This is a genomic window from Aquimarina sp. EL_43 (genome assembly GCF_943422735.1).
GTDB lineage: Bacteria > Bacteroidota > Bacteroidia > Flavobacteriales > Flavobacteriaceae > Aquimarina > Aquimarina megaterium.
Genome location: NZ_CALSBR010000001.1, coordinates 1,523,939 through 1,545,545, shown reverse-complemented (window position 1 = coordinate 1,545,545; position 21,607 = coordinate 1,523,939). Strand labels below are relative to the sequence as shown.

12 protein-coding genes are annotated in these 21,607 nt (G+C 33.3%); 11 read left to right on the top strand and 1 reads right to left on the bottom strand.

The features are described 5' to 3' along the window. Positions 1-97 precede the first annotated feature (97 nt). Positions 98-1,027, top strand: coding sequence for a PfkB family carbohydrate kinase (locus tag NNL09_RS07115; RefSeq protein ID WP_025666220.1), 930 nt, complete (start codon positions 98-100; stop codon positions 1,025-1,027). A 79-nt stretch (positions 1,028-1,106) separates the two neighbouring features. Continuing rightward, positions 1,107-3,005, top strand: a complete 1,899-nt coding sequence (locus NNL09_RS07110) for an amidophosphoribosyltransferase (protein ID WP_025666221.1) — start codon at positions 1,107-1,109, stop codon at positions 3,003-3,005. A 261-nt stretch (positions 3,006-3,266) separates the two neighbouring features. On the opposite strand, the gene NNL09_RS07105 is transcribed toward NNL09_RS07110, so the two are convergent. Beyond that, positions 3,267-3,875, bottom strand: coding sequence for a superoxide dismutase (locus NNL09_RS07105; protein ID WP_025666222.1), 609 nt, complete (start codon positions 3,873-3,875; stop codon positions 3,267-3,269). A gap of 195 nt (positions 3,876-4,070) precedes the next feature. Here NNL09_RS07105 and NNL09_RS07100 point away from each other — a divergent pair, with 195 nt between their 5' ends. The 9 genes from NNL09_RS07100 to NNL09_RS07060 all read left to right on the top strand — a co-directional run bounded on the left by NNL09_RS07100 (position 4,071) and on the right by NNL09_RS07060 (position 21,607). Next, positions 4,071-7,223: an exodeoxyribonuclease V subunit beta gene (locus NNL09_RS07100; RefSeq protein WP_196911663.1), complete on the top strand. Its 3,153-nt coding sequence runs from the start codon at positions 4,071-4,073 to the stop codon at positions 7,221-7,223. A gap of 285 nt (positions 7,224-7,508) precedes the next feature. Then, positions 7,509-8,906: an OmpA family protein gene (locus tag NNL09_RS07095; RefSeq protein WP_025666224.1), complete on the top strand. Its 1,398-nt coding sequence runs from the start codon at positions 7,509-7,511 to the stop codon at positions 8,904-8,906. A 170-nt stretch (positions 8,907-9,076) separates the two neighbouring features. Further along, positions 9,077-11,812 carry a PD-(D/E)XK nuclease family protein gene (locus NNL09_RS07090; RefSeq protein ID WP_196911664.1) on the top strand — a complete coding sequence of 912 codons (2,736 nt, stop codon included), beginning with the start codon at positions 9,077-9,079 and terminating at the stop codon, positions 11,810-11,812. 38 nt (positions 11,813-11,850) lie between these two features. Further along, positions 11,851-12,699, top strand: coding sequence for an alpha/beta fold hydrolase (locus NNL09_RS07085; protein WP_317193940.1), 849 nt, complete (start codon positions 11,851-11,853; stop codon positions 12,697-12,699). Between the two features lie 57 nt (positions 12,700-12,756). Next, the gene (locus NNL09_RS07080; RefSeq protein ID WP_025666227.1) at positions 12,757-13,041 is read left to right on the top strand and encodes a hypothetical protein; all 285 of its coding nucleotides are present in this window, start codon (positions 12,757-12,759) and stop codon (positions 13,039-13,041) included. Positions 13,042-13,118: 77 nt separating this feature from the next. Next, positions 13,119-15,512, top strand: coding sequence for a TonB-dependent receptor (locus NNL09_RS07075; protein WP_196911665.1), 2,394 nt, complete (start codon positions 13,119-13,121; stop codon positions 15,510-15,512). A gap of 17 nt (positions 15,513-15,529) precedes the next feature. After that, positions 15,530-16,129, top strand: a complete 600-nt coding sequence (locus NNL09_RS07070) for a hypothetical protein (protein ID WP_025666229.1) — start codon at positions 15,530-15,532, stop codon at positions 16,127-16,129. Between the two features lie 649 nt (positions 16,130-16,778). Then, positions 16,779-17,093 carry a DUF6660 family protein gene (locus tag NNL09_RS07065; protein WP_196911666.1) on the top strand — a complete coding sequence of 105 codons (315 nt, stop codon included), beginning with the start codon at positions 16,779-16,781 and terminating at the stop codon, positions 17,091-17,093. A gap of 125 nt (positions 17,094-17,218) precedes the next feature. Next, positions 17,219-21,607 carry a CusA/CzcA family heavy metal efflux RND transporter gene (locus NNL09_RS07060; protein ID WP_196911667.1) on the top strand — a complete coding sequence of 1,463 codons (4,389 nt, stop codon included), beginning with the start codon at positions 17,219-17,221 and terminating at the stop codon, positions 21,605-21,607.

The following is a 21,607-nucleotide window of genomic DNA, read 5'->3' as shown; positions in this document are numbered from 1 at the left end:
AATACTTGTAAATTCTAACAGAAAATAACCTTTGTATTAATCTTCTTACTACTTAAAAGTAAAACGTATATTTGCAAAAAATTATTACGCTAGTTGTATGAGTAAATTACTTATTGTAGGTTCTATTGCCTTTGATGCCATTGAAACGCCTTTTGGTAAAACCGATAAAATATTAGGAGGAGCAGCCCCTTACATTGCGCTTTCTGCCTCGAATTTCAACATTTCTTCATCAATTGTTTCTGTAGTTGGAGAAGATTTTCCTTTGGATTATCTTTCTATGCTTCAGGAAAAAAATATTGACACTTCTGCTGTTGAGATCGTAAAAGGAGGAAAGACTTTTTTCTGGAGTGGTCGATATCATAATGATTTAAATTCTAGAGATACATTAGATACACAACTTAATGTACTTGCTGATTTTAACCCTGTGGTTCCTGATAATTATAAAGATGCAGATATTGTGATGCTAGGAAATCTAAATCCGTTAGTACAGCTAGGTGTAATAGAACAACTTACTACTAAGCCAAAACTTACGATATTAGATACTATGAATTTCTGGATGGAAGATGCCTTTTTGGGAGATCTTCTAAAGGTAATTTCAAAAGTAGATGTAATTACTATCAATGATGAAGAGGCTAGGCAATTAAGTGGAGAATATTCTTTGGTAAAAGCAGCCAGAGCAATCGAAAAGATGGGACCAAAATATGTTGTGATTAAAAAAGGAGAACACGGAGCTTTATTATTTCATGAAGAACAGATCTTCTTTGCTCCTGCACTACCATTAGAAGAAGTTTTTGATCCTACCGGAGCGGGAGATACATTTGCAGGAGGTTTTTCGGGATATCTAACTAAGACAGATGATATTTCATTCGAGAATATGAAAAAAGCAATTATTCATGCTTCAAACCTCGCATCTTTTTGTGTAGAGAAATTTGGTACAGAGCGAATGGAGAATTTGAATCGAGACGAGGTTCAGAGGCGACTTCAGCAGTTTAAAGAGTTAACACAATTCGAGATAGAATTGTCTTGATATAAAGTATAGCCCTAAAGTGATTGTTTAGGGCTTTTTTGATTATGATTAACACAACAACATTTAGAATTGGAATACAATGAGTGATGCGTTAAAACACGAATGCGGTATAGCATTTATTAGATTATTAAAACCATTAGAGTATTATAAGGAGAAATACGGTAGTGCATTTTATGGAGTAAATAAAATGTATCTAATGATGGAAAAACAACATAATCGCGGTCAGGATGGTGCTGGATTTGCAAGTATTAAATTAGATACGGCTCCTGGCGAACGATATATAAGTAGAGTTAGATCTAGTGAATCGCAGCCAATACAAGATATTTTTTCTCAGATTAATGATAGAATTAATAAAGAATTGGTAGAGCATCCAGAATATGCTGACGATGTAGAACTACAGAAAAAAAATATTCCCTACATAGGAGAAGTACTTCTAGGGCATGTACGTTATGGGACATTTGGTAAAAATAGCGTAGAGAGTGTTCATCCTTTTTTAAGACAGAATAATTGGATGCATCGTAATCTTATTGTAGCTGGTAACTTCAATATGACTAATAATGATGTATTGTTTAATAACCTTGTGAGATTAGGACAACATCCAAAAGATAAGGTAGATACCATTACTGTAATGGAAAAAATAGGCCACTTTTTGGATTCTGAAGTAGCCAAGTTATATAAAAAATTAAAGAAAGAAGGGTTTAATAAAAATGAAGCCTCTCCTCAAATTGCAGAACGATTAAATGTTGCCAAAATCCTTAAAAAATCATCAAGAGATTGGGATGGAGGTTATGCCATGGCAGGAATGCTTGGGCATGGTGATGCTTTTGTTTTAAGAGATCCGGCAGGAATTAGACCAGCATACTATTATAAAGATGATGAAGTAGTGGTGGTTGCTTCAGAAAGACCCGTTATTCAAACTGTGTTTAATGTTGCTTTTGATGATGTATTAGAACTTGATCCGGGAAAAGCAATTATCGTCAAAAAGAATGGAGATACATCGATAAATAGAATTATTGATCCATTAGAGAGAAAAGCATGTTCTTTTGAGCGTATTTATTTTTCACGAGGAAGTGATGCCGAAATTTATGAAGAAAGAAAGAGTTTAGGAAGATTGCTTATGCCTCAGGTTTTAGAAGAAATTGATCATGATACAGTAAATACCGTTTTTTCTTTTATTCCGAATACTGCCGAAACCTCTTTTTATGGTATGGTTGAAGCAGCCCAGGATGAATTAAATAAGCAGAAGAACGAAACTATACTTTCAGAAAAAGAGACGTTAACAGATGAACGTCTATCAGAAATTCTCTCATACAGATTAAGAACAGAGAAAATTGCAATCAAAGATGCTAAGCTTCGTACTTTTATTACAGAAGATAGTAGTAGGGATGATTTGGTAGCTCATGTCTATGATGTGACTTATGGTGTAGTAAAACAAGAAGATAATTTAGTCATAATCGATGATAGTATCGTTAGAGGAACGACACTTAAAAAGAGTATTATCAAGATGATGGATAGATTAGGACCAAAGAAAATCGTTGTTGTTTCTTCGGCACCACAAATTCGTTATCCAGATTGTTACGGAATTGATATGGCAAGATTAGAAGGACTAGTGGCATTTCAGGCAGCATTAGAGCTTTTAAAAGAAAATGGAAATTATGACTTGGTAGAGCAGGTTTATGAAAAATGTAAAGCCCAGGAAAATTTAGTAGACTCCGAAGTGCAAAATTTTGTAAAAGAAATCTATAGTGGATTTTCTGATCAGGAGATAAGTGATAAAATATCAGAATTGTTAAGTGATAAATCGGTAAAAGCTGATGTAAAGATTATTTATCAGACTGTCGATAACCTTCATAAAGCCTGTCCTAAGAATCTTGGGGATTGGTATTTCACAGGAGATTATCCAACAATAGGAGGAAATAGGGTTGTAAATAAGGCTTTTATAAACTTCTTTGAAGGTAAAAATGAAAGAGCTTATTAAAAAAACAAAAATGTTTGTTGTTAAAAAGGGTTAATTTGTGTATTTCAACAAGTATTTTGACCTTTCGTCTAAAACATTTTTTCACTATGAAATAACGTTCTATATTAGCAAAGCCATAGCATAAGTAGGTTAAGTTCATGGTAGATTTGGGGCAAAAAAAGGTGGTTCTTCCACCTTTTTTTATTTTCTGACATTTCGTAATACTTTCACATAAAAAAAGAGTCACAATATTGTAACTCTTTTTTAAAAATATATTGATACTTATTTTCCTTGAGCATATCGGCTTGCTACTTCGTTCCAGTCAATTACATTAAAAAATGCTGCGACATAATCTGGACGACGATTTTGGTAGTTTAAATAATATGCATGTTCCCAAACATCTAATGCAAGAATAGGAGTTCCTCCGCATCCAATACCAGGCATTAGGGGATTGTCTTGATTAGGAGTAGAACAAATTTCTACTTTTCCTCCCTGATGTACACATAACCAAGCCCATCCAGATCCAAATCTTGTGCCAGCTGCTTTTGAGAATGCTTCTTTAAAAGCATCAAAAGATCCATACGCTGCATTAATTGCATCTGCAATTTCGCCAGAAGGCTTATCTCCTCCATTGGGTGACATTATCTCCCAAAATAAATTATGATTATAATATCCACCACCGTTATTTCTAACAGCTCCATTAGACATATCTAGATTAATAAGAATATTTTCAATGGTTTTACCCTCAAGATCAGTTCCTTCAATTGCAGCATTTAATTTGCTAGTATATCCAGCATGATGTTTATCATGATGAATTTCCATGGTACGAGCATCTATATGAGGTTCTAACGCATCAAAAGCGTAGTTTAATTTTGGTAATTCGAATGACATATGTTATTATTTTAATTAATAAAAAATAAAAGCGACATCAAATTTAACAATTAGAATGATGAATAAAAATTTATAATTGTTATAAATTGATTAAAACCCGAAGGATAATAAAAACGACCTTTTTTGTTGTAGTAATTTTATAGAAATTGATAGGTATAAGAATTTCGGGTTTTAGTATTTTAGTAAAAAAAAGAATTGAATTCTACTACCGCTTTTATTGTTTACAATGCTGCTGCTGGTGCTGGTAAAACCTATACTTTGGTAAAAGCATATTTGATAGCTCTTTTAAAAGGAGAGTATAGAGATAGTTACAAAAATATTCTGGCAATTACTTTTACAAATAAAGCTGTAGCTGAGATGAAATCCAGAATATTAGAGAACTTAGTTGCTATAAGTGCTCTTGATACTCCATCAAAATATCAAGGTTTGTTAAGTGAATTAAGTACAGAGACCAAAATTCCTGAACTCGAACTTAAACAAAAAGCAAAACGAATTCTTAGAAGTATCCTTCATAATTATGCAGCATTCGATGTTGTTACTATTGATACATTTACACATAGAGTAATCAGGACATTTGCACATGATTTAGAGATTCCTATGAATTTTGAGATCGAAATGGATACAGATGCTTTAATTGAAGAAGCTGTAGATGCTGTAGTTGCCAAAATAGGACTAAACGAAGAACTGACCAGGTTGATTGTTGATTTTGCGATTAGCAAGCTAGAGGATGATAAAAGTTGGGATATCACTATAGAACTTAATAAGATAGCAAGATTGTTATTTAGTGAAAATGACAGAGAACACCTTAATAAACTTTCGCATAAAACAATTACCGATTTTGAGGTTCTAAAAAAACAGTTGAATCAAAAAGTCGCCGAATGTAAGAAAGATATTATTTCTAAGTCGAATACAGTTTTACAACTAATTAAAACCCAAGGATTAGAATATGCAGATTTTACTCGAAGCTCAATTCCTAATCACTTTTTAAAACTTGTAGAAGGAGAGGTAAAAACAGATTTTAAAGCAGCCTGGAAACAGAATATACAAGAAGCCTCTTTCTATAATGCTAAGTTAGACCCTCATAAAAAAGAACTAATCGATAGTATTAGATCTTCTGTAGAAGATGCTTTTCTAGCAACAAAGCAATTGTTAATACAAATTGGTTTTTTTCAGAATATTATCAAAAACCTTACACCTCTTTCGGTATTAAATGCAATTAATAAAGAATTAATCGGAATCAAAAAAGAGAGAAAGATTCTATTGATATCAGAGTTTAATACGATTATAAGTAAAGCGATTAAGGATCAGCCGGCTCCATTTATATACGAACGTTTAGGAGAGCGTTATAGAGATTATTTTATTGATGAATTTCAGGATACTTCAGAATTACAGTGGAATAATTTGATTCCTCTTATTGATAATGCAGTTTCGACAGAAACATTAACAGGTAAAAGAGGGCAGGTTACTATAGTAGGAGATGCAAAACAAGCAATTTATCGATGGAGAGGAGGGAAAGCAGAACAATTTATCAATTTATCATCTGATGAAAACCCTTTTTCAATACAGGAAAAACAAGTTCTTAATCTCCCTAGGAATTATCGTAGTCACGAAGAAATTATTAAATTCAATAATAGTCTATTTACTTTTTTATCGGGTGATTTTAAAAATGAAAAACATCGAGAATTATATGTAGTAGGCAATAAACAAGAAGTTAACTCCAAAAAAAATGGATACGTTAATTTATCATTTGTTGAAGCAAAAAATGTAGCTCAGGAGAATGATTTATATCCCGAGAAAGTGTATGAAACAGTACTCGAACTAAACAAAAAAGGGTATCCTCTTAATGAAATATGTGTTATCGTAAGAAAACAAAAAGAAGGTGCTGTCATAGCAGACCTTCTTACCCAAAAAGGGCTGTCTATAATTTCTTCAGAAACATTATTAATTAATAATGCTCCTCAAGTTGTATTTATTATTGACCTGCTTACCTGGTGCATACAACCTGATCATCTTCAATCAAAAATCAACGTATTACATTTCTTGACCGAGAAGTTCTCAATACAAGAAAAACATTTGTTTCTGGAAAAAATGATCAACAGTACTAAAAATACATTTTCTTCCGAACTTAAAACTCTAGGGCTTGATTTTGATCTTGCCAAAGTAGCTATAAAACCTCTTTATGACGCAGTAGAATATATTATAGCCAGTTTTTCTCTTGCCGATAGTACTACAGCGTATATACAATTTTTTCTAGATGTTGTGTTTGCATTTACCCAAAAACACACAGAAGGTATTGTGGGTTTTTTATCATATTGGCATATCAAAAAAGATAAATTAAGTATTGTTGCTCCAGAAACAGAGCAGGCAATTAAGATCATGACTATACATAAAGCAAAAGGGCTAGAGTTTCCTTGTGTTATTTACCCATATGCTAATATAGATATCTATGAAGAAATAGAGCCCAAAACCTGGCTGGCAGTAGATAGTAAAAAATATGGCAATTTTGAAGAAGTGTTTATTAACTATAATAAAGGGGTATCTGAGTATGGTAAAGATGCAGAAGAAATTGTATTAAACAGGCAGGCTCAATTAGAGTTAGATGCGTTTAATCTATTATATGTTGTACTTACTCGTGCAAAAGAACAACTGTATATTGTTTCTAATTTGAAATTAAATTCTAAAGGAGAAAGTAACCCAAATACTTTTTCTGGAAAATTGATTGCATATCTAAAACATTTAGATCAATGGAATCCTGAAAAAACCGAGTATACTTTTGGCTACCCTTTAAAACCAGAGGTTTTAAATACAGATATAGAAGACAAACCAAAAGGGATTAAACTTTCTCGATTCGAGGACTCCTCGGGAAAATATAAGGTAAATATTGTAACCAATTCTGGTAAACTATGGGATACATCTCAACAGAATGCAATTGAAAAAGGAAATTTGATACATGATCTTATGGCTTCTATCGATACATATAAGGATGTGAAAAGAGTTGTTGAAGAAGCCCACAAAACAGGGGAAATTACTATTTCTGAAAAAGAAATACTTTATGATGAAATAAAAGGTATTGTAGACCATCCAGAGCTTTCTCAATACTTTTCTTTAGATAATGTAGTATATAATGAAAGAGATATAATTTCTAATGGAAGATTATTTCGACCAGATAGAATAGTAGTCGATAAAAATAATCGAACCACTATAATAGATTATAAAACGGGAGTTCATAATGCTTCTCACGCTATGCAAATACAGGGCTATGCATCACTTCTTGAAAAAATAGGGCACACTATAAAAGGTAAAATTCTAATTTATTTTAATGATAATATCACTTTAAAACACGTATAAATAAACTATCATTTTTATAATTACTAAAAGAAATTTAAGGATAAAAGGTATTTTTATCTTATAATTGTAACGTAATTGCTGAGATAGATACTTTAATTTTTCTCTAATAAGGTTAAAATTATTGCTTTTTTTGGGGCTTGAAAACTGTAAGAAAAAACGACTACACTCTCCAAAGCTGCGATATATGCTGGCCTGTTAAGAAAAATTTATTAGATTTATCTTTGACAGTTATTTTTAACATATTACATTTGCTCTAATTAACACTTAAAAATTAAATTATTGAATATGAAACATCTTAGCAGATTTTTAGTGGCTTCGTTACTTGTACTTGGATTTAGTACGGCGAATGCACAAGATGAAAACAATCCTTGGGCGGTTTCTATAGGCATTAATGCCGTTGACATCTTTCCTACTGGGGGAGACCTTACTAGTCAGGGAGAAATTTTCGATGAATATTTTAATGCTAGTGACCACTGGAACATCCTTCCATCTGTTTCCAAATTATCTGTTGGTAGATATATAGGAGATGGTTTTAGTTTTACAGCGGCAGGATCGGTTAACAAAATAGAAAACTGGGGAGAAAATCCTACCACAGGAGAAGATTTAAAAGTTGATGACCTATCTTATTATGCCTTAGATGGTAGAATTAGCTACAGCTTTAAGAAAGCATTTGGTTCAAGTTGGATCGATCCTTACTTAGGTGTAGGTGGAGGTTATACTTGGCTTGATGAAAAAGGAGCTGGAACATTAAACGGTTCTCTTGGATTCAACTTTTGGTTAACTGAAAACTTGGCATTTAACCTTCAAACAACTTACAAGCACGTATTTGAAGATTATGAGACTGGTAGTTACCCACCAACTCATTTCCAACATTCTGCAGGACTTACTTTCGCATTTGGAGGTAAAGATACTGACGGTGACGGAATATATGACAAAGATGATGAGTGTCCAGATGTTCCTGGTTTAGAGGAATTCAACGGATGCCCTGATACTGATGGTGATGGAATCACTGATGCTAAAGATGAATGTCCTGATACTGCAGGTACTGCTGAATTTAATGGATGTCCTGATACTGACGGTGACGGAGTTCCAGATCCTAAAGATGAGTGTCCTACTGAAGCTGGATTACCTGCTCTTAATGGATGTCCTGATGCTGACGGTGATGGTATCGCTGATGGTAAAGATGGTTGTCCTAATGAAGCTGGACCAGCTGCTAATAACGGATGTCCTTACCAAGATAAAGACGGTGACGGTGTATTAGATAAAGATGATAACTGTCCTGACGTTGCTGGTACTGTTGCTAACAATGGTTGTCCAGAAGTAACTGAAGAAGTACAGAAGACTCTTAATGAGTATGCAAAAACTATCTTGTTTGATTCTGGTAAATCTACAATCAAAGAACAATCTCACTCAGTACTTGGAGATATCATTGGTATATTAAAAGAGTATCCTACTGCTAAGTTTACTGTAGAAGGACACACTGATAGTGTAGGAAGTGCTAAACTTAATCAAAGATTATCTGATTCTAGAGCAAATGCTGTTAAGAACTACTTAACAGAAAATGGTATCGATCAGTTCAGATTATCAGCTGTTGGTTATGGTGAAGACAGACCTATCTCTTCTAATAAAACTAGAAAGGGTAGAAAAGAAAACAGACGTGTAGAGATCAACTTAGTAAAATAAGAATAAACCCTCTTAATCATACGAATAAAACGTCCCGAAATTTTCGGGACGTTTTTTATTTTTAGAAAATTAAATAGATATAAAATATCTTAATTTAGCACGATTGATTCTGCTTAGTGGGTTAAGGTTTGTTTAGAGATTTAATATCTTGTGCTTAAAATCATAAATACTTGAAAAGTTTTCTAAAAGAAGTTATACTAGAAGTGCAAGGCACTACAGAAAAAGTAAGTGATCTGATTTTTCTGGTACCTAGTAAAAGAGCAGGGCTTTTTCTTAAAAAAGAACTTTTAGAGGTCTATCCCGATCAAACTCTTTTTGCGCCAATAATCCTTAGTATTGAAGAATTTATTGTTCGATTATCAGGACTGCAACAGATTGATAACGTACAGACGTTATTTGAGTTTTATGAAACATATTTAAACACTCATACTCACCTAGAAAAGGAAGATTTTGAAACATTTGGTAATTGGGCTCAGACCTTAATCTATGATTTTAATGAAATCGACAGGTACTGTATAGATCATAAGAGCTTTTTTGCTTATTTATCAGGAATACAAGACTTAAACCATTGGTATTTACAAAAAGAAAAAACCGAATTGGTTAAAAATTATATTAGGTTTTGGGAAAATCTGATGGATTACTATGATAATTTTAAAAATAAACTACTTTCTAAAAAAATAGGATATCAGGGGTTGCTGTACAGAAAAGCATCAGAAGATATCCAGACGTATATTAATACCGAAAATAGAACACATATCCTGGTAGGGTTTAATGCCTTGAATAATGCAGAGCAGATCATTTTTCAATCACTTTTAGAAGCTAATATTGCTCGGGTGTATTGGGATGCAGATCAGTTTTTTATGGAGAATACCTACCACGAAGCATCGTTATTCTTACGAACATATAAAAATCAATGGGGATATTATAAAAAGAATCCATTTCAATGGGTGCAAAACAATTTTTCTGAAGAAAAAGACATTACTCTGGTAGGAGTACCTAAAAATATAGGGCAAGCAAAATCTATTGGTCAGTTACTTACATCGATACCCAAGTCCGAGGTCGAAAAAACAGCTTTAGTGCTTGCAGACGAAACGCTATTGCAACCCCTACTTAATTCATTACCTAATACAATCGAAGCCCTAAATATTACAATGGGACTACCTCTTAAAGAAGTTCCTATTGCTGCATTTTTTGAGCTGGTATTTAGTCTTCATAAAAATTCTAACCCCAAAGGATTCTATTATAAATTAGTATTAGAAATTTTAAATAGCTTACCTGCATATAGAATATTAGGATTTGAAGCAACACGATTGATCAATACCATTTCTAAAGAAAATATCGTTTACATAACATTAGATAAACTACAGGAAAAAGCTTCGGATAAGGAAAAACAAGTGCTTAAATTAATATTTGAACCTTGGAAAGATGTTACTACAGCCTTAGAAAATTGTAGAAAAATAATACTATTACTCAAGGATAATCTTGATAAGAAAAACGATGAGTTAGAACTAGAATATGTATATCATTTTCATTTAGTTTTTAATAAAGTTTTTACGTTACATAGTAGCTATCAATATTTAGAAACGATAGGATCTTTATATACATTGTATAAAGATATTATGATGTCTGAGACATTAGATTTTTCTGGTGAACCATTTAGTGGATTACAACTTATGGGAATGTTAGAATCCCGATGTCTTGATTTTGAAACTGTTATTATTACTTCAGTTAATGAAGGAGTTTTACCTGCTGGTAAAAGTATGAATTCTTTCATTCCTTATGATCTCAAAAGAGCATACAGCCTTCCTACATATAAAGAAAAAGACGCTATATATACATATCACTTTTATAGATTAATACAAAGAGCTAAAAAAGTATACCTGCTGTATAATACAGAAGATGAAGGAGTAGGTGGTGGAGAAAAGAGTAGGTTTTTGCTTCAGTTAGATATTGATAAAAGACCCAAGCATAAACTTGCAAAATATGTAGTGTCGGCAGAAGTGCCAATGTTAACCAACCAACCATTGCAGATAAAGAAAAATGAAGTGGTTTTGCTAAAATTAAAAGAACTAGGTGCACATGGGTTATCCCCTTCTGCACTTACTGCTTATATAAGAAACCCGATGGATTTCTATTATAAATATGTTTTGGGTGTTACAGAAACCGAACAGGTAGAAGAAACTATTGCTGCAAATACTTTGGGGACAGTTATTCATAATACACTCGAAACTTTTTATAAGCCATTAGAAGGTGAGTTTCTTACTATAGAAGATATCAATAGGATGAGAGGTCAAATTGATATCGAACTTCGAGATCAGTTTAAACAAGAATATACAAAACTCAATATCACGCAGGGTAAAAATCTTTTGATTTTTGAAGTGGCGAAGCAGTATGTATATAATTTCCTGAAAGCCGAAGAGAAACTAATAAAGAGTGGAGCCCGATTAAAGATTTTGGCCATAGAAAGTAATCTAAAAACAAAATTAAAAATTCCTGAGTTGGATTTTCCTATTTATATTAAAGGAAAAGTAGATCGTATTGATGAGCTAGATGGGCAAGTAAGGATAATAGATTATAAGACAGGAAGAGTAGGTCGAAATGATGTTGTTATTATGGATTGGGATATAATTACCGACGACTATAAATATAGCAAAGTAATCCAGGTTTTGGCATATGCATACATGCAGCATAATGAAAATCCAATTTCAGAAGCTTTTCAAGCAGGTATAATTTCATTTAAGAATCTTCAGGAAGGGTTTCTTAAGTTTGGAACAAAAGAAAGCATAAGAGGGAAAGCAAATTACGAAATTACAAATGCAGTGTTTGACGATTATCTGCTACAGTTAAAAAAACTAATCCTGGAAATTTTTAATATTGAAATCCCATTTATTGAAAAAGAAGTGTAGCTGCAATAGCGTAGATACTAAACTCTATACTTAGAATTATGATGATCAAAAACAAAAATATAATAGTAACAGGAAAACATCAAAAACCAATTTTGACAGATGTTTTTTATACGAATAATGAGTTGCAAAAACCTATTGTTATTTTTTGTCATGGGTATAAAGGTTTTAAGGACTGGGGCGCCTGGGATTTGGTGGCAGAAGCTTTTGCCAGAGCTGGGTTTTTCTTTGTGAAATTTAATTTTTCGCATAATGGAGGTACTATAAAACAACCCATAGATTTTCCTGACCTCGAAGCTTTTGGTAATAATAATTATATCAAAGAATTAGATGATTTAGAAACCATTATAAATTGGGTAACCTCTTCAGACTTTAAATTCAAAAATGAAATTAATACTTCAAACATTTCTTTGATAGGCCATTCTCGTGGTGGTGGAATTGTAACTATTAAAGCTGCAGAAGATAAGAGAATCACTACATTAATAACATGGGCAAGTGTTTCTGATTATAAAAACCGGTTTCCAAAAGGAGAAGCCTTTGCATATTGGCAGAAGAAAGGAGTAACGTATATCGAAAACGGAAGAACCAAACAGCAAATGCCACATTATTTTCAGTTTTATACATCTTTTATAGAAAATGAAGATAGATTAACCATCGCTAATGCGGCCAAAAAAATTGAAATTCCACATTTAGTTATTCACGGTACAGAAGATCCAACAGTTGATGTACAGGAAAGTAAAAATATACATGAATGGAGTATTAACAGTGATATTTTCTTGGTAGAAGGAGCTGATCATATATTTGGAGTAAAACATCCTTGGCAAAGCAGTAATTTATCAAAACATTTGGAGGCAATAGCACAAAAAAGTATAGATTTCATACGTCTTTAACACTTTCTTAGCCAAAAAATATAATAAGCAATCATTTTTTTTCGTTTATTTGCTGTTATGAAGTTTAATAGACAAATACTAGCTTCCATATTTTTGGTACTCTTCGGTATCATTCAATTAGCAGACTTGCATATTGTAGGTCATGATGCTGATGATATAGACTGCTCTCTTTGTAAGTTTACTTCTGATCATCATAATGATAATTTTACATCTGCAGACACGGTTACTGTTCCTGAAGCAGTACATGTTCCTGCCGATATTGTTCGAGCAACTTATGTGAATCGATATTTTGATTCATCTGCTGCTTACAATTTTCTAAACAAAGCTCCCCCTGCAGCTTAGTTTTACCTAAACTTTATTACTGAAACTTAACTGTGGTATATCCATACCAATCAGTTTATCCATTATTTATTTTACAAATGAAAAGACACACTTGGTTACTTGTGTTTCTTCTCGGGATTAATCTCCTTTCAGCACAAGAATGTGATAAAACACTTTCTGGCAGAGTCATAGATTTTCATGACGGAGCACCCCTTGAAGGCGCCACAATAACATTTAATAATCGTACAATCGTGACAGACGCTTCTGGTAGATATTCTATTACAGGTTTATGTGCAACAGCATATGCTTTTACTATTTCTCATGAAAAGTGTAATTCGCAGGTAGTAACTCTTGATGTAGGCAAAACGTCCTCAAAAGATTTCTCCTTAGAACATCACCTTAATGAATTAGAAGAAGTAAAAGTTTCGGGAGTCAATGATACTAAAACAACTTCTGCTCAAGAAGAAACTATAGGCTCTGATATCATAGAAAAATACGGCAGTGCCTCTTTGGGAGATGCCCTTAGAGAAATTACAGGTGTTTCGTCTTTAAATACCGGATCTACGATTGTAAAACCGATTATTCAAGGTCTTAGTGGAAGTCGTGTATTGATCATGAATAATGGCGTTCGGATGCAAGATATGGAATGGGGTGACGAACATGCTCCTAATGTAGATATTAACACCGCAGGAAATGTTACTGTTGTTAAAGGAGCTTCTGCATTACAATATGGAGGAGACGCAATTGGTGGCGTTATCATTATGGAACCTCGTAAAGTACCTGCAAAAGATACTTTGTTTGGGAAAACCCGGTTATCGGGAGCTGTAAATGGTAGAGGAGGATCGGTTTCTTCAGAATTGATAAAAGGATATAAAAACGGATGGTTTTTTAAAGTACAAGGAACATTAAAACGCTTTGGAGATGTAGAAGCACCAGACTATGTTCTTTCTAATACAGGAGTATTCGAAAAAGGAGCCTCCCTATCTTTTGGAGTAAATAAATTTACCCACGGCTGGGATGCATATTATTCTTTTTTTGATAATGAAATTGGAGTATTGGCAACATCTCATATTGGTAATGTAGACGATCTTATAGATGCTATTAATGAACAGCGACCTGCAATTGTTAGAGATTTTACCTATGAGATTGATAATCCTAAGCAAGAAGTTACCCACCATCTGGGACGTCTTCGGTATTTTAAACGTTTTGAAGAACTTGGGAAATGGAATACACAATATGATTTTCAATATAATAAACGATTTGAGTTTGATATTCGCAGAACAGAAGAACTTACCAAATTACCTAGTATAGATCTTGAGCTAAAAACACATACGCTAACTTCAGATTTTAGTTTTGATTCGAATCCTGATTTTCTGTGGAATGTAGGAGTGCTATTTAGATATCAGAATAATTTTGCAGACCCCAGTACAGGAGTAAAAAGATTAATTCCCGACTATGATAAGTATGATGCTGGAGTATTTGTTACAGGTGAATATAGCTTAACAAATGATATCATTATAGATGCAGGTATTCGATATGATTATAATCGTATGGATGCTAAGAAGTTTTATTTAAAATCAAGGTGGGAAGAAAGAGGATATGATGTAGGTTTTTCTGACCTCATTATTGAGGATTTTAATACACAATGGTTAACTAATCCAGTTTTTGATTACCATAGTATTTCTGGTACCGCTGGAATACAATATATTTTTAAAGAAGATTACGAATTTAGATTCAATTATGCGCTGGCACAACGTGCTCCTAATCCTTCAGAGTTATTTAGTGACGGTTTACACCACTCGGCTGCCAGAATTGAGTTGGGAGATTTAAGAATGGACCAGGAAACATCACATAAAATATCTGTAACCGCACAAAAGAATACAGAAAAATGGGGGTGGGAAATTGCGCCATATGCCAATTTTATAAATGATTATATTTTGCTAGAACCTGTAGATGTTGAACTATCTATACGAGGAGCATTTCCTGTTTGGGAATATCGACAAACCAATGTTAGGTTATTAGGTGTTGATGCAAAACTTTATGCTAATTGGCATCAGAGCTGGAGAACAGATCATAGTTTTTCTATGGTAAAAGGAAAAGAAAATGAAAAAGATGCTGCATTAATCAATATCCCTGCACCAACTTTTAATAACGGTATTACTTATAGTAACAAAAATTGGTTTGGGCTTAATGTTTCTTTAGAAAGTCAATACTTTTTTAGACAAAATGAGTATCCGTCCAATATATCTGTGTTCTCTCCGCAGCAAAATGAAGATGTATTATTAGAGGTAAATACTCCTCCAGATGCATATCATTTATTAAATGCAGATACTAGTATGGAGTTCTCTTTAGGAGAACGAAATAAACTAAAAGTTGGATTAACAATAAACAACATATTAAATACAAGCTATAGAAATTACTTAAATCGTCAGCGATATTTTGCAGATGATTTGGGTAGGAATTTTTTATTAAGATTATCAATTAACTATTAAATTAAATTTTAGAAATGATGAACACACGCAAACTTTTATCAACGCTTATCGTCGGAGGTATTTTATTCGCATCTTGCTCTAGCGATGATGATAATCCTGTACCGGTTAATGAAGAGGAATTAATAACTAAAATGACAGTATCTCTAGTTGGCGGTGGAGGAACCGTAACTTTAGTTGTTGCCGATGAAGATGGAGCAGATGGACCAGTAGCACCAGTAATAACGGTTTCGGGTAATTTAACCGCCAATACAACATATACTGGATCTGTAGAATTGCTTAATGAATCCGAGAGTCCTGCCGAATTAATTAACGAAGAAATAGAAGCAGAAGCAGATGAGCATCAGTTTTTCTATGAAGCAAGTTCTGCATTAAATATCACGACAGCTTATACTGATAAAGAATCAGATTATAAAAAAGAAGATGGAACCTCTTTTACGACAACGAATCCTGTTGGGCTAACATTTACAGTAACTACAACAGATGCAGGAACCGGAACTCTTACAGTAACATTGAGACACCAACCTAATAAAGCTGCAGATGGAGTAGCTGCTGGAAATATTGCTAATGCTGGAGGTGATACTGATATTACCCAAAGTTTTGATATTACAGTACAATAATTGAAACTCGATTAATTATGTAAGTTGAATTTGTGTAAAATTTCATAATTAGTTTCAATTCTAGCCCTCGGGAGTAGTTACCCGAGGGTTTTAAATCATATTTATTTTTAGAATAAAATAGATTAACTTAAAAATTGGCACGAATTTTGCTATAATAAGGGTCTTCAGTGTTAGGGAAAAAAATTAAAAAACACTGGGAATACAACAATCAATATACCATAATTGGTACATAAAATAGTTTAAAAATTAACTTTTAATTAGTTAGTATTATTGGTTTTATCAATGCATTAAGATACTATTAAGTGTTAATTATCATCAAAAAAACGTTAAAATATTTAAAGGATAGCGCTTATCTTCGTATCATAAGCCTAGACTAACAAAACAATATAATTGAAACTATCATAATTAGTATAAGTTGAGTTTGTGTTAAATACAATTAAGTTTCAATTTAGACCCCTGGGAGTAGTTAACCCGGGGGTCGCTTTTTTGGTCTTGTTTTGAATATAAAACCTTAAAAAACAGACTCCAATTCTTATTGTTTTTTATTTTTAAGAGTAGTATGTGTGCTTTTAAAGAAAATAATTAATAACATTTAGAATCTAGGTAATTTTGCAATACCATTGCATTACAATATTATTATCTTTGTAATGTGAAGATTTTAGCATTCATATTATCAATATATTTTCTGGCACTCGATTTTATGCCTTGTAATGATAGTATACCTATCACAGAGGATTCTCAAATTGAAGCTTTTGCAGATTCTTGCGAAAATCACGATCATAGTATAGAGAATGATTTATGCTCTCCTTTCTGTCAATGTCATTGTTGCCACGTTCATGTTATTGATTTTAGTATTAATACGTATCAATTAATATCTCCAGAAATTTCTACAGAGTTATTTGCCCATTTTGATAGTGTTGGTAAAGAAATCTCTAATACACTATTCCAACCACCGCAAGTTTAATTTAGTTTTATAGGATAACTATGTCTTGTTGCTATCTTTTTAAAAGAAAGTAACAGCTATTTAACATCGAGAAATTCTGTTAAATCAGATTGAATCGAGATGTCTAACTGAATTAAAACTATTATATGCTTAATAAAATAATTAGGTATTCCATAACTCATAAATTGATTATTGGATTACTAACACTAGCATTGATTATTTTGGGAATATATTCATCAAAACAGCTGCCGGTGGATGCTGTTCCCGATATTACAAATAATCAAGTACAGGTGATTACCTCTTCTCCAACATTGGCATCACCAGAAATAGAGCGGCTAATCACTTTTCCTGTAGAAATTACAATGGCTACCATTCCCGAAATTGAAGAAATACGTTCGTTTTCGCGTTTTGGACTATCAGTAGTAACCATTGTTTTTGAAGAAAACGTAGATGTGTATTGGGCAAGACAACAAGTTAGTGAACGTCTTGTCGAAGCACAATCCCAAATCCCTGAAAATATAGGAAAACCAGGGATAGCACCTTTAACTACTGGTCTGGGAGAAATTTACCAATATGTTATTACTACAAAACCAGGTTACGAAGACCAATATGATGCAACAGAATTAAGAACTATTCAGGATTGGATTATAAAACGTCAACTATTAGGTACACCAGGAGTAGCAGATGTAAGTAGTTTTGGAGGATATCTAAAACAATATGAAATTGCAATACGTCCCGAACGATTAAATGCTATGAATATATCTATTTCTGAAATATTTAATGCATTAGAAAGTAATAATCAAAATACAGGTGGTGCCTATATAGAGAAGAATGATAAAGCCTTATTTATACGAAGTGAAGGATTGATAGGTACCATAGAGGATATAAAAAACATTCTTATCAAACAAACATCTGATGGGATACCAGTTTTAATTAGTGATGTAGCCAAAGTACAAACCGGAAAAGCTATTCGTTATGGCGCTACCACTCGTAATGGAGAGGGAGAAGTAGTAAGTGCTATTGTAATGATGCTTAAAGGAGCAAATTCTGCAGAAGTAATTAAAAATGTAAAAGACAAAATAGCATCTATTACCAAAACGCTTCCAGAAGGAGTAATAATCGAACCTTTTTTAGATAGGACCAAATTAGTCAATAATGCAATTGGTACAGTGACTACTAATCTTATAGAAGGAGCATTGATTGTTATTTTTATCCTATTATTATTACTAGGGAATTGGCGTGCAGGGCTTATTACAGCATCGGTAATACCATTGTCACTTTTGTTTGCCTTTAGTATGATGCACCTTTTTGAGGTTTCTGCAAATTTAATGAGTCTTGGGGCAATTGATTTTGGTTTGATAGTAGATGGTGCAGTAATTATTGTAGAAGCTACTTTGTTTCATCTTGGAGCTTTAAAACTTAATAGGAAGTTGACACAGAAAGAGATGGATGAAGAAGTGTATAAATCAGCTAGTAAAATCAGAAATTCTGCTGCTTTCGGTGAAATCATTATTCTTATTGTGTATTTACCCATTTTAGCCCTGGTAGGAACAGAAGGAAAAATGTTTGGTCCAATGGCGAAGACAGTTGGTTTTGCTATCCTGGGAGCTTTCATACTATCACTAACTTATGTTCCTATGATGTCTGCATTGGTGTTGAGTAAAAAAGGAACCCATAAAGAGAATATTTCTGATAAAATCATGAATTTTTTCTATAGACTATATGAACCTATAATTAAATGGTCGATGCGTAGTAGAATATTTATTCTGGCAATTACATCAGGACTTTTTATAATAGCATATTTGGTGTTTAATAACCTTGGAGGAGAATTTATTCCAACACTTGAAGAAGGTGATTTTGCTGTAGAAACCAGAGTACTTACCGGAAGCTCTCTTTCTAATACAATAAAAGCTACAACCAAAGCAGAGAAAATAGTACTCGATAATTTTCCAGAAGTATTACAAGTGGTTTCAAAAATTGGTTCGGGAGAAATACCTACTGATCCTATGCCTGTAGAAGCCGCAGATATGATGATTATTCTTAAAGATAAATCAAAGTGGGTATCTGCTTCCAATCGTTCAGAATTGGCTAATAAAATGGCAGAAGCTTTAGAAGTGCTACCAGGAGTGGCTTTTGGTTTTCAACAACCTATTCAGATGCGATTTAATGAACTAATGACAGGGGTACGCCAGGATGTAGCCATAAAAATATATGGAGAGGATTTAACCCGACTTTCCTCTTATGCCAATCAGATTGGTAAAATTGCAGGAAAAGTTAAAGGAGCAGTCGATGTTTATGTAGAAGAGGTGACAGGAGTACCACAAATAGTAATCGATTATAATAGAGCCCAATTGGCAAAGTATGGCTTGGATATTAAAGCAGTTAATAATACAATTCAGGCAGCTTTTGCAGGGGCATCTACAGGATTGGTGTATGAAGGAGAGAAACGTTTTGACTTGGTAGTACGATTAGATAATAGTAACAGAACCAGTCTTGCAGATGTGCAGAATCTTTATATTAATGGGCGTAATGGAGAGCAAATTCCATTGCAACAACTGGCAACTGTGTCTATCAAAGATGGCCCTTATCAAATACAACGAGATAATACAAGAAGACGTATTATCATCGCTTTCAATGTTCGGGATCGCGATGTCGAGAGTGTTGTAAAAGAAATTAGCGCTAAAATTGATAATCAGGTAAATTTTGAATCAGGATACACCGTTGCTTATGGTGGTCAATTTGAAAATCTGATCAAAGCTAAGCAACGTTTGGCGATAGCAGTTCCTTTAGCATTACTGCTTATTTTCATTCTATTGTATTTTACTTTTGGTTCTTTAAAACAAGGAGTTTTAATATTTACAGCAATCCCTCTTTCTGCTATTGGAGGTGTCTTTGCTCTTTGGCTTAGAGATCTACCATTTAGCATTTCTGCTGGTGTCGGTTTTATAGCCTTATTTGGTGTGGCAGTTTTAAACGGAATTGTACTTATTGCAGAATTTAATCGATTAAAAAAAGAAGGTATTACCGATATTTTTGAACGAATCTATAAAGGAACCAAAACTCGATTACGACCCGTAATTATGACTGCAACTGTTGCTTCATTAGGATTTTTACCAATGGCAATTTCTCAAACTTCGGGAGCAGAGGTACAGCGACCTCTGGCAACAGTAGTTATAGGAGGATTGATTACCGCTACTTTTTTAACTCTGGTAGTATTACCTATTCTCTATTATTATTTTGAAAAAAGAGTACAAATGAAACCAAAAAAAGCAATGCTTTTACTAGTAGTATTTCTTGTAGTAGCAGGAAATATGACTAGCATAAATGCTCAGACTAGTGAAGCAAAAACCATATATCAAAGTATAGAAGAAGTTATGGACGCAGCTTTAAGAAATAATCCAAACCTAAAAGTTGCTGCGCTTCAAACCAAGAAAGAACATGCCTTAAAAGGAACTAGTTTTAACCTGCCCAAAACTGATTTTGATCTGACATATGGACAAACCAATAGCGATTTTGATAATGATACTCGGTTTAGTGTCAGCCAGACGTTTGCCTTTCCTACGCTTTACACCAACCAGAATAAGTTGGCTAAAGCAACAATAAAATCCAGTGAATTGAATCAGGAAGTGGTTCAAAATAAAATAGTAACACAATTAAAAGCAACGTATTATCAATTGTGGTTCCTAAAGAGTAAACAACAATTACTTCAAAAACAAGATAGTATTTATCAGCGATTTGTATATGCTGCAAACCTGCGATTTAAAACAGGAGAAAGTAATGCATTAGAACAAGCAACAGCCAATGCAGAAGTTGCAGATTTACAAATTAAAATACAGGAGAATAATGCAACCATACGAGGATATCAATTGCTTATGCAAAAATTGGTAAATTCTGAAAACAAGGTTGATATTGCTGTAGGAGATTTAAAAGTAAAATCAAATTTACTGCCAGTAGATCAAAATACTACAGCTGTAGAAAAAAATCCTACACTATCTTTTTACAAGGAACAAATAGCGATTGCCGATATTAAGAAATCGGTAGCCGTATCAAAAATGCTTCCCGATATCACATTAGGGTATTTTAATCAATCTTTTAATGGCCCGGGACAAACCGCAAATGGATCCGATGTGATTTTTGATTCTGGAGACAGATTTACCGGGGTAAAGTTAGGTTTGGCTATTCCGATATGGGGCAAACCACATGCAGCAAAAATAAAAGCTGCCAAAATTCGTCAAAAAGAAAGTCAGGCACAGTTAGATGTGGTTGAAAATGAAGTCACTACTCGGTTAAATATGCTTTTGGAACGACTAGAAAAAAACCAAAAGAACTTGTTGTATTATGAGAAAAATGCGCTTTCACAATCCGAACTGTTATTAAAACAATCTCAGCGAGGTTTTACAGAAGGAGCTATAGGATATATAGAATATGTACAAGGACTCAATCGGGCACTAGAAATTCAAACCAAATACTTAGAATTCATAAACGCTTACAATCAAACTCTTATCGAAATTGAAAGTATAAACGCAATTCAATAA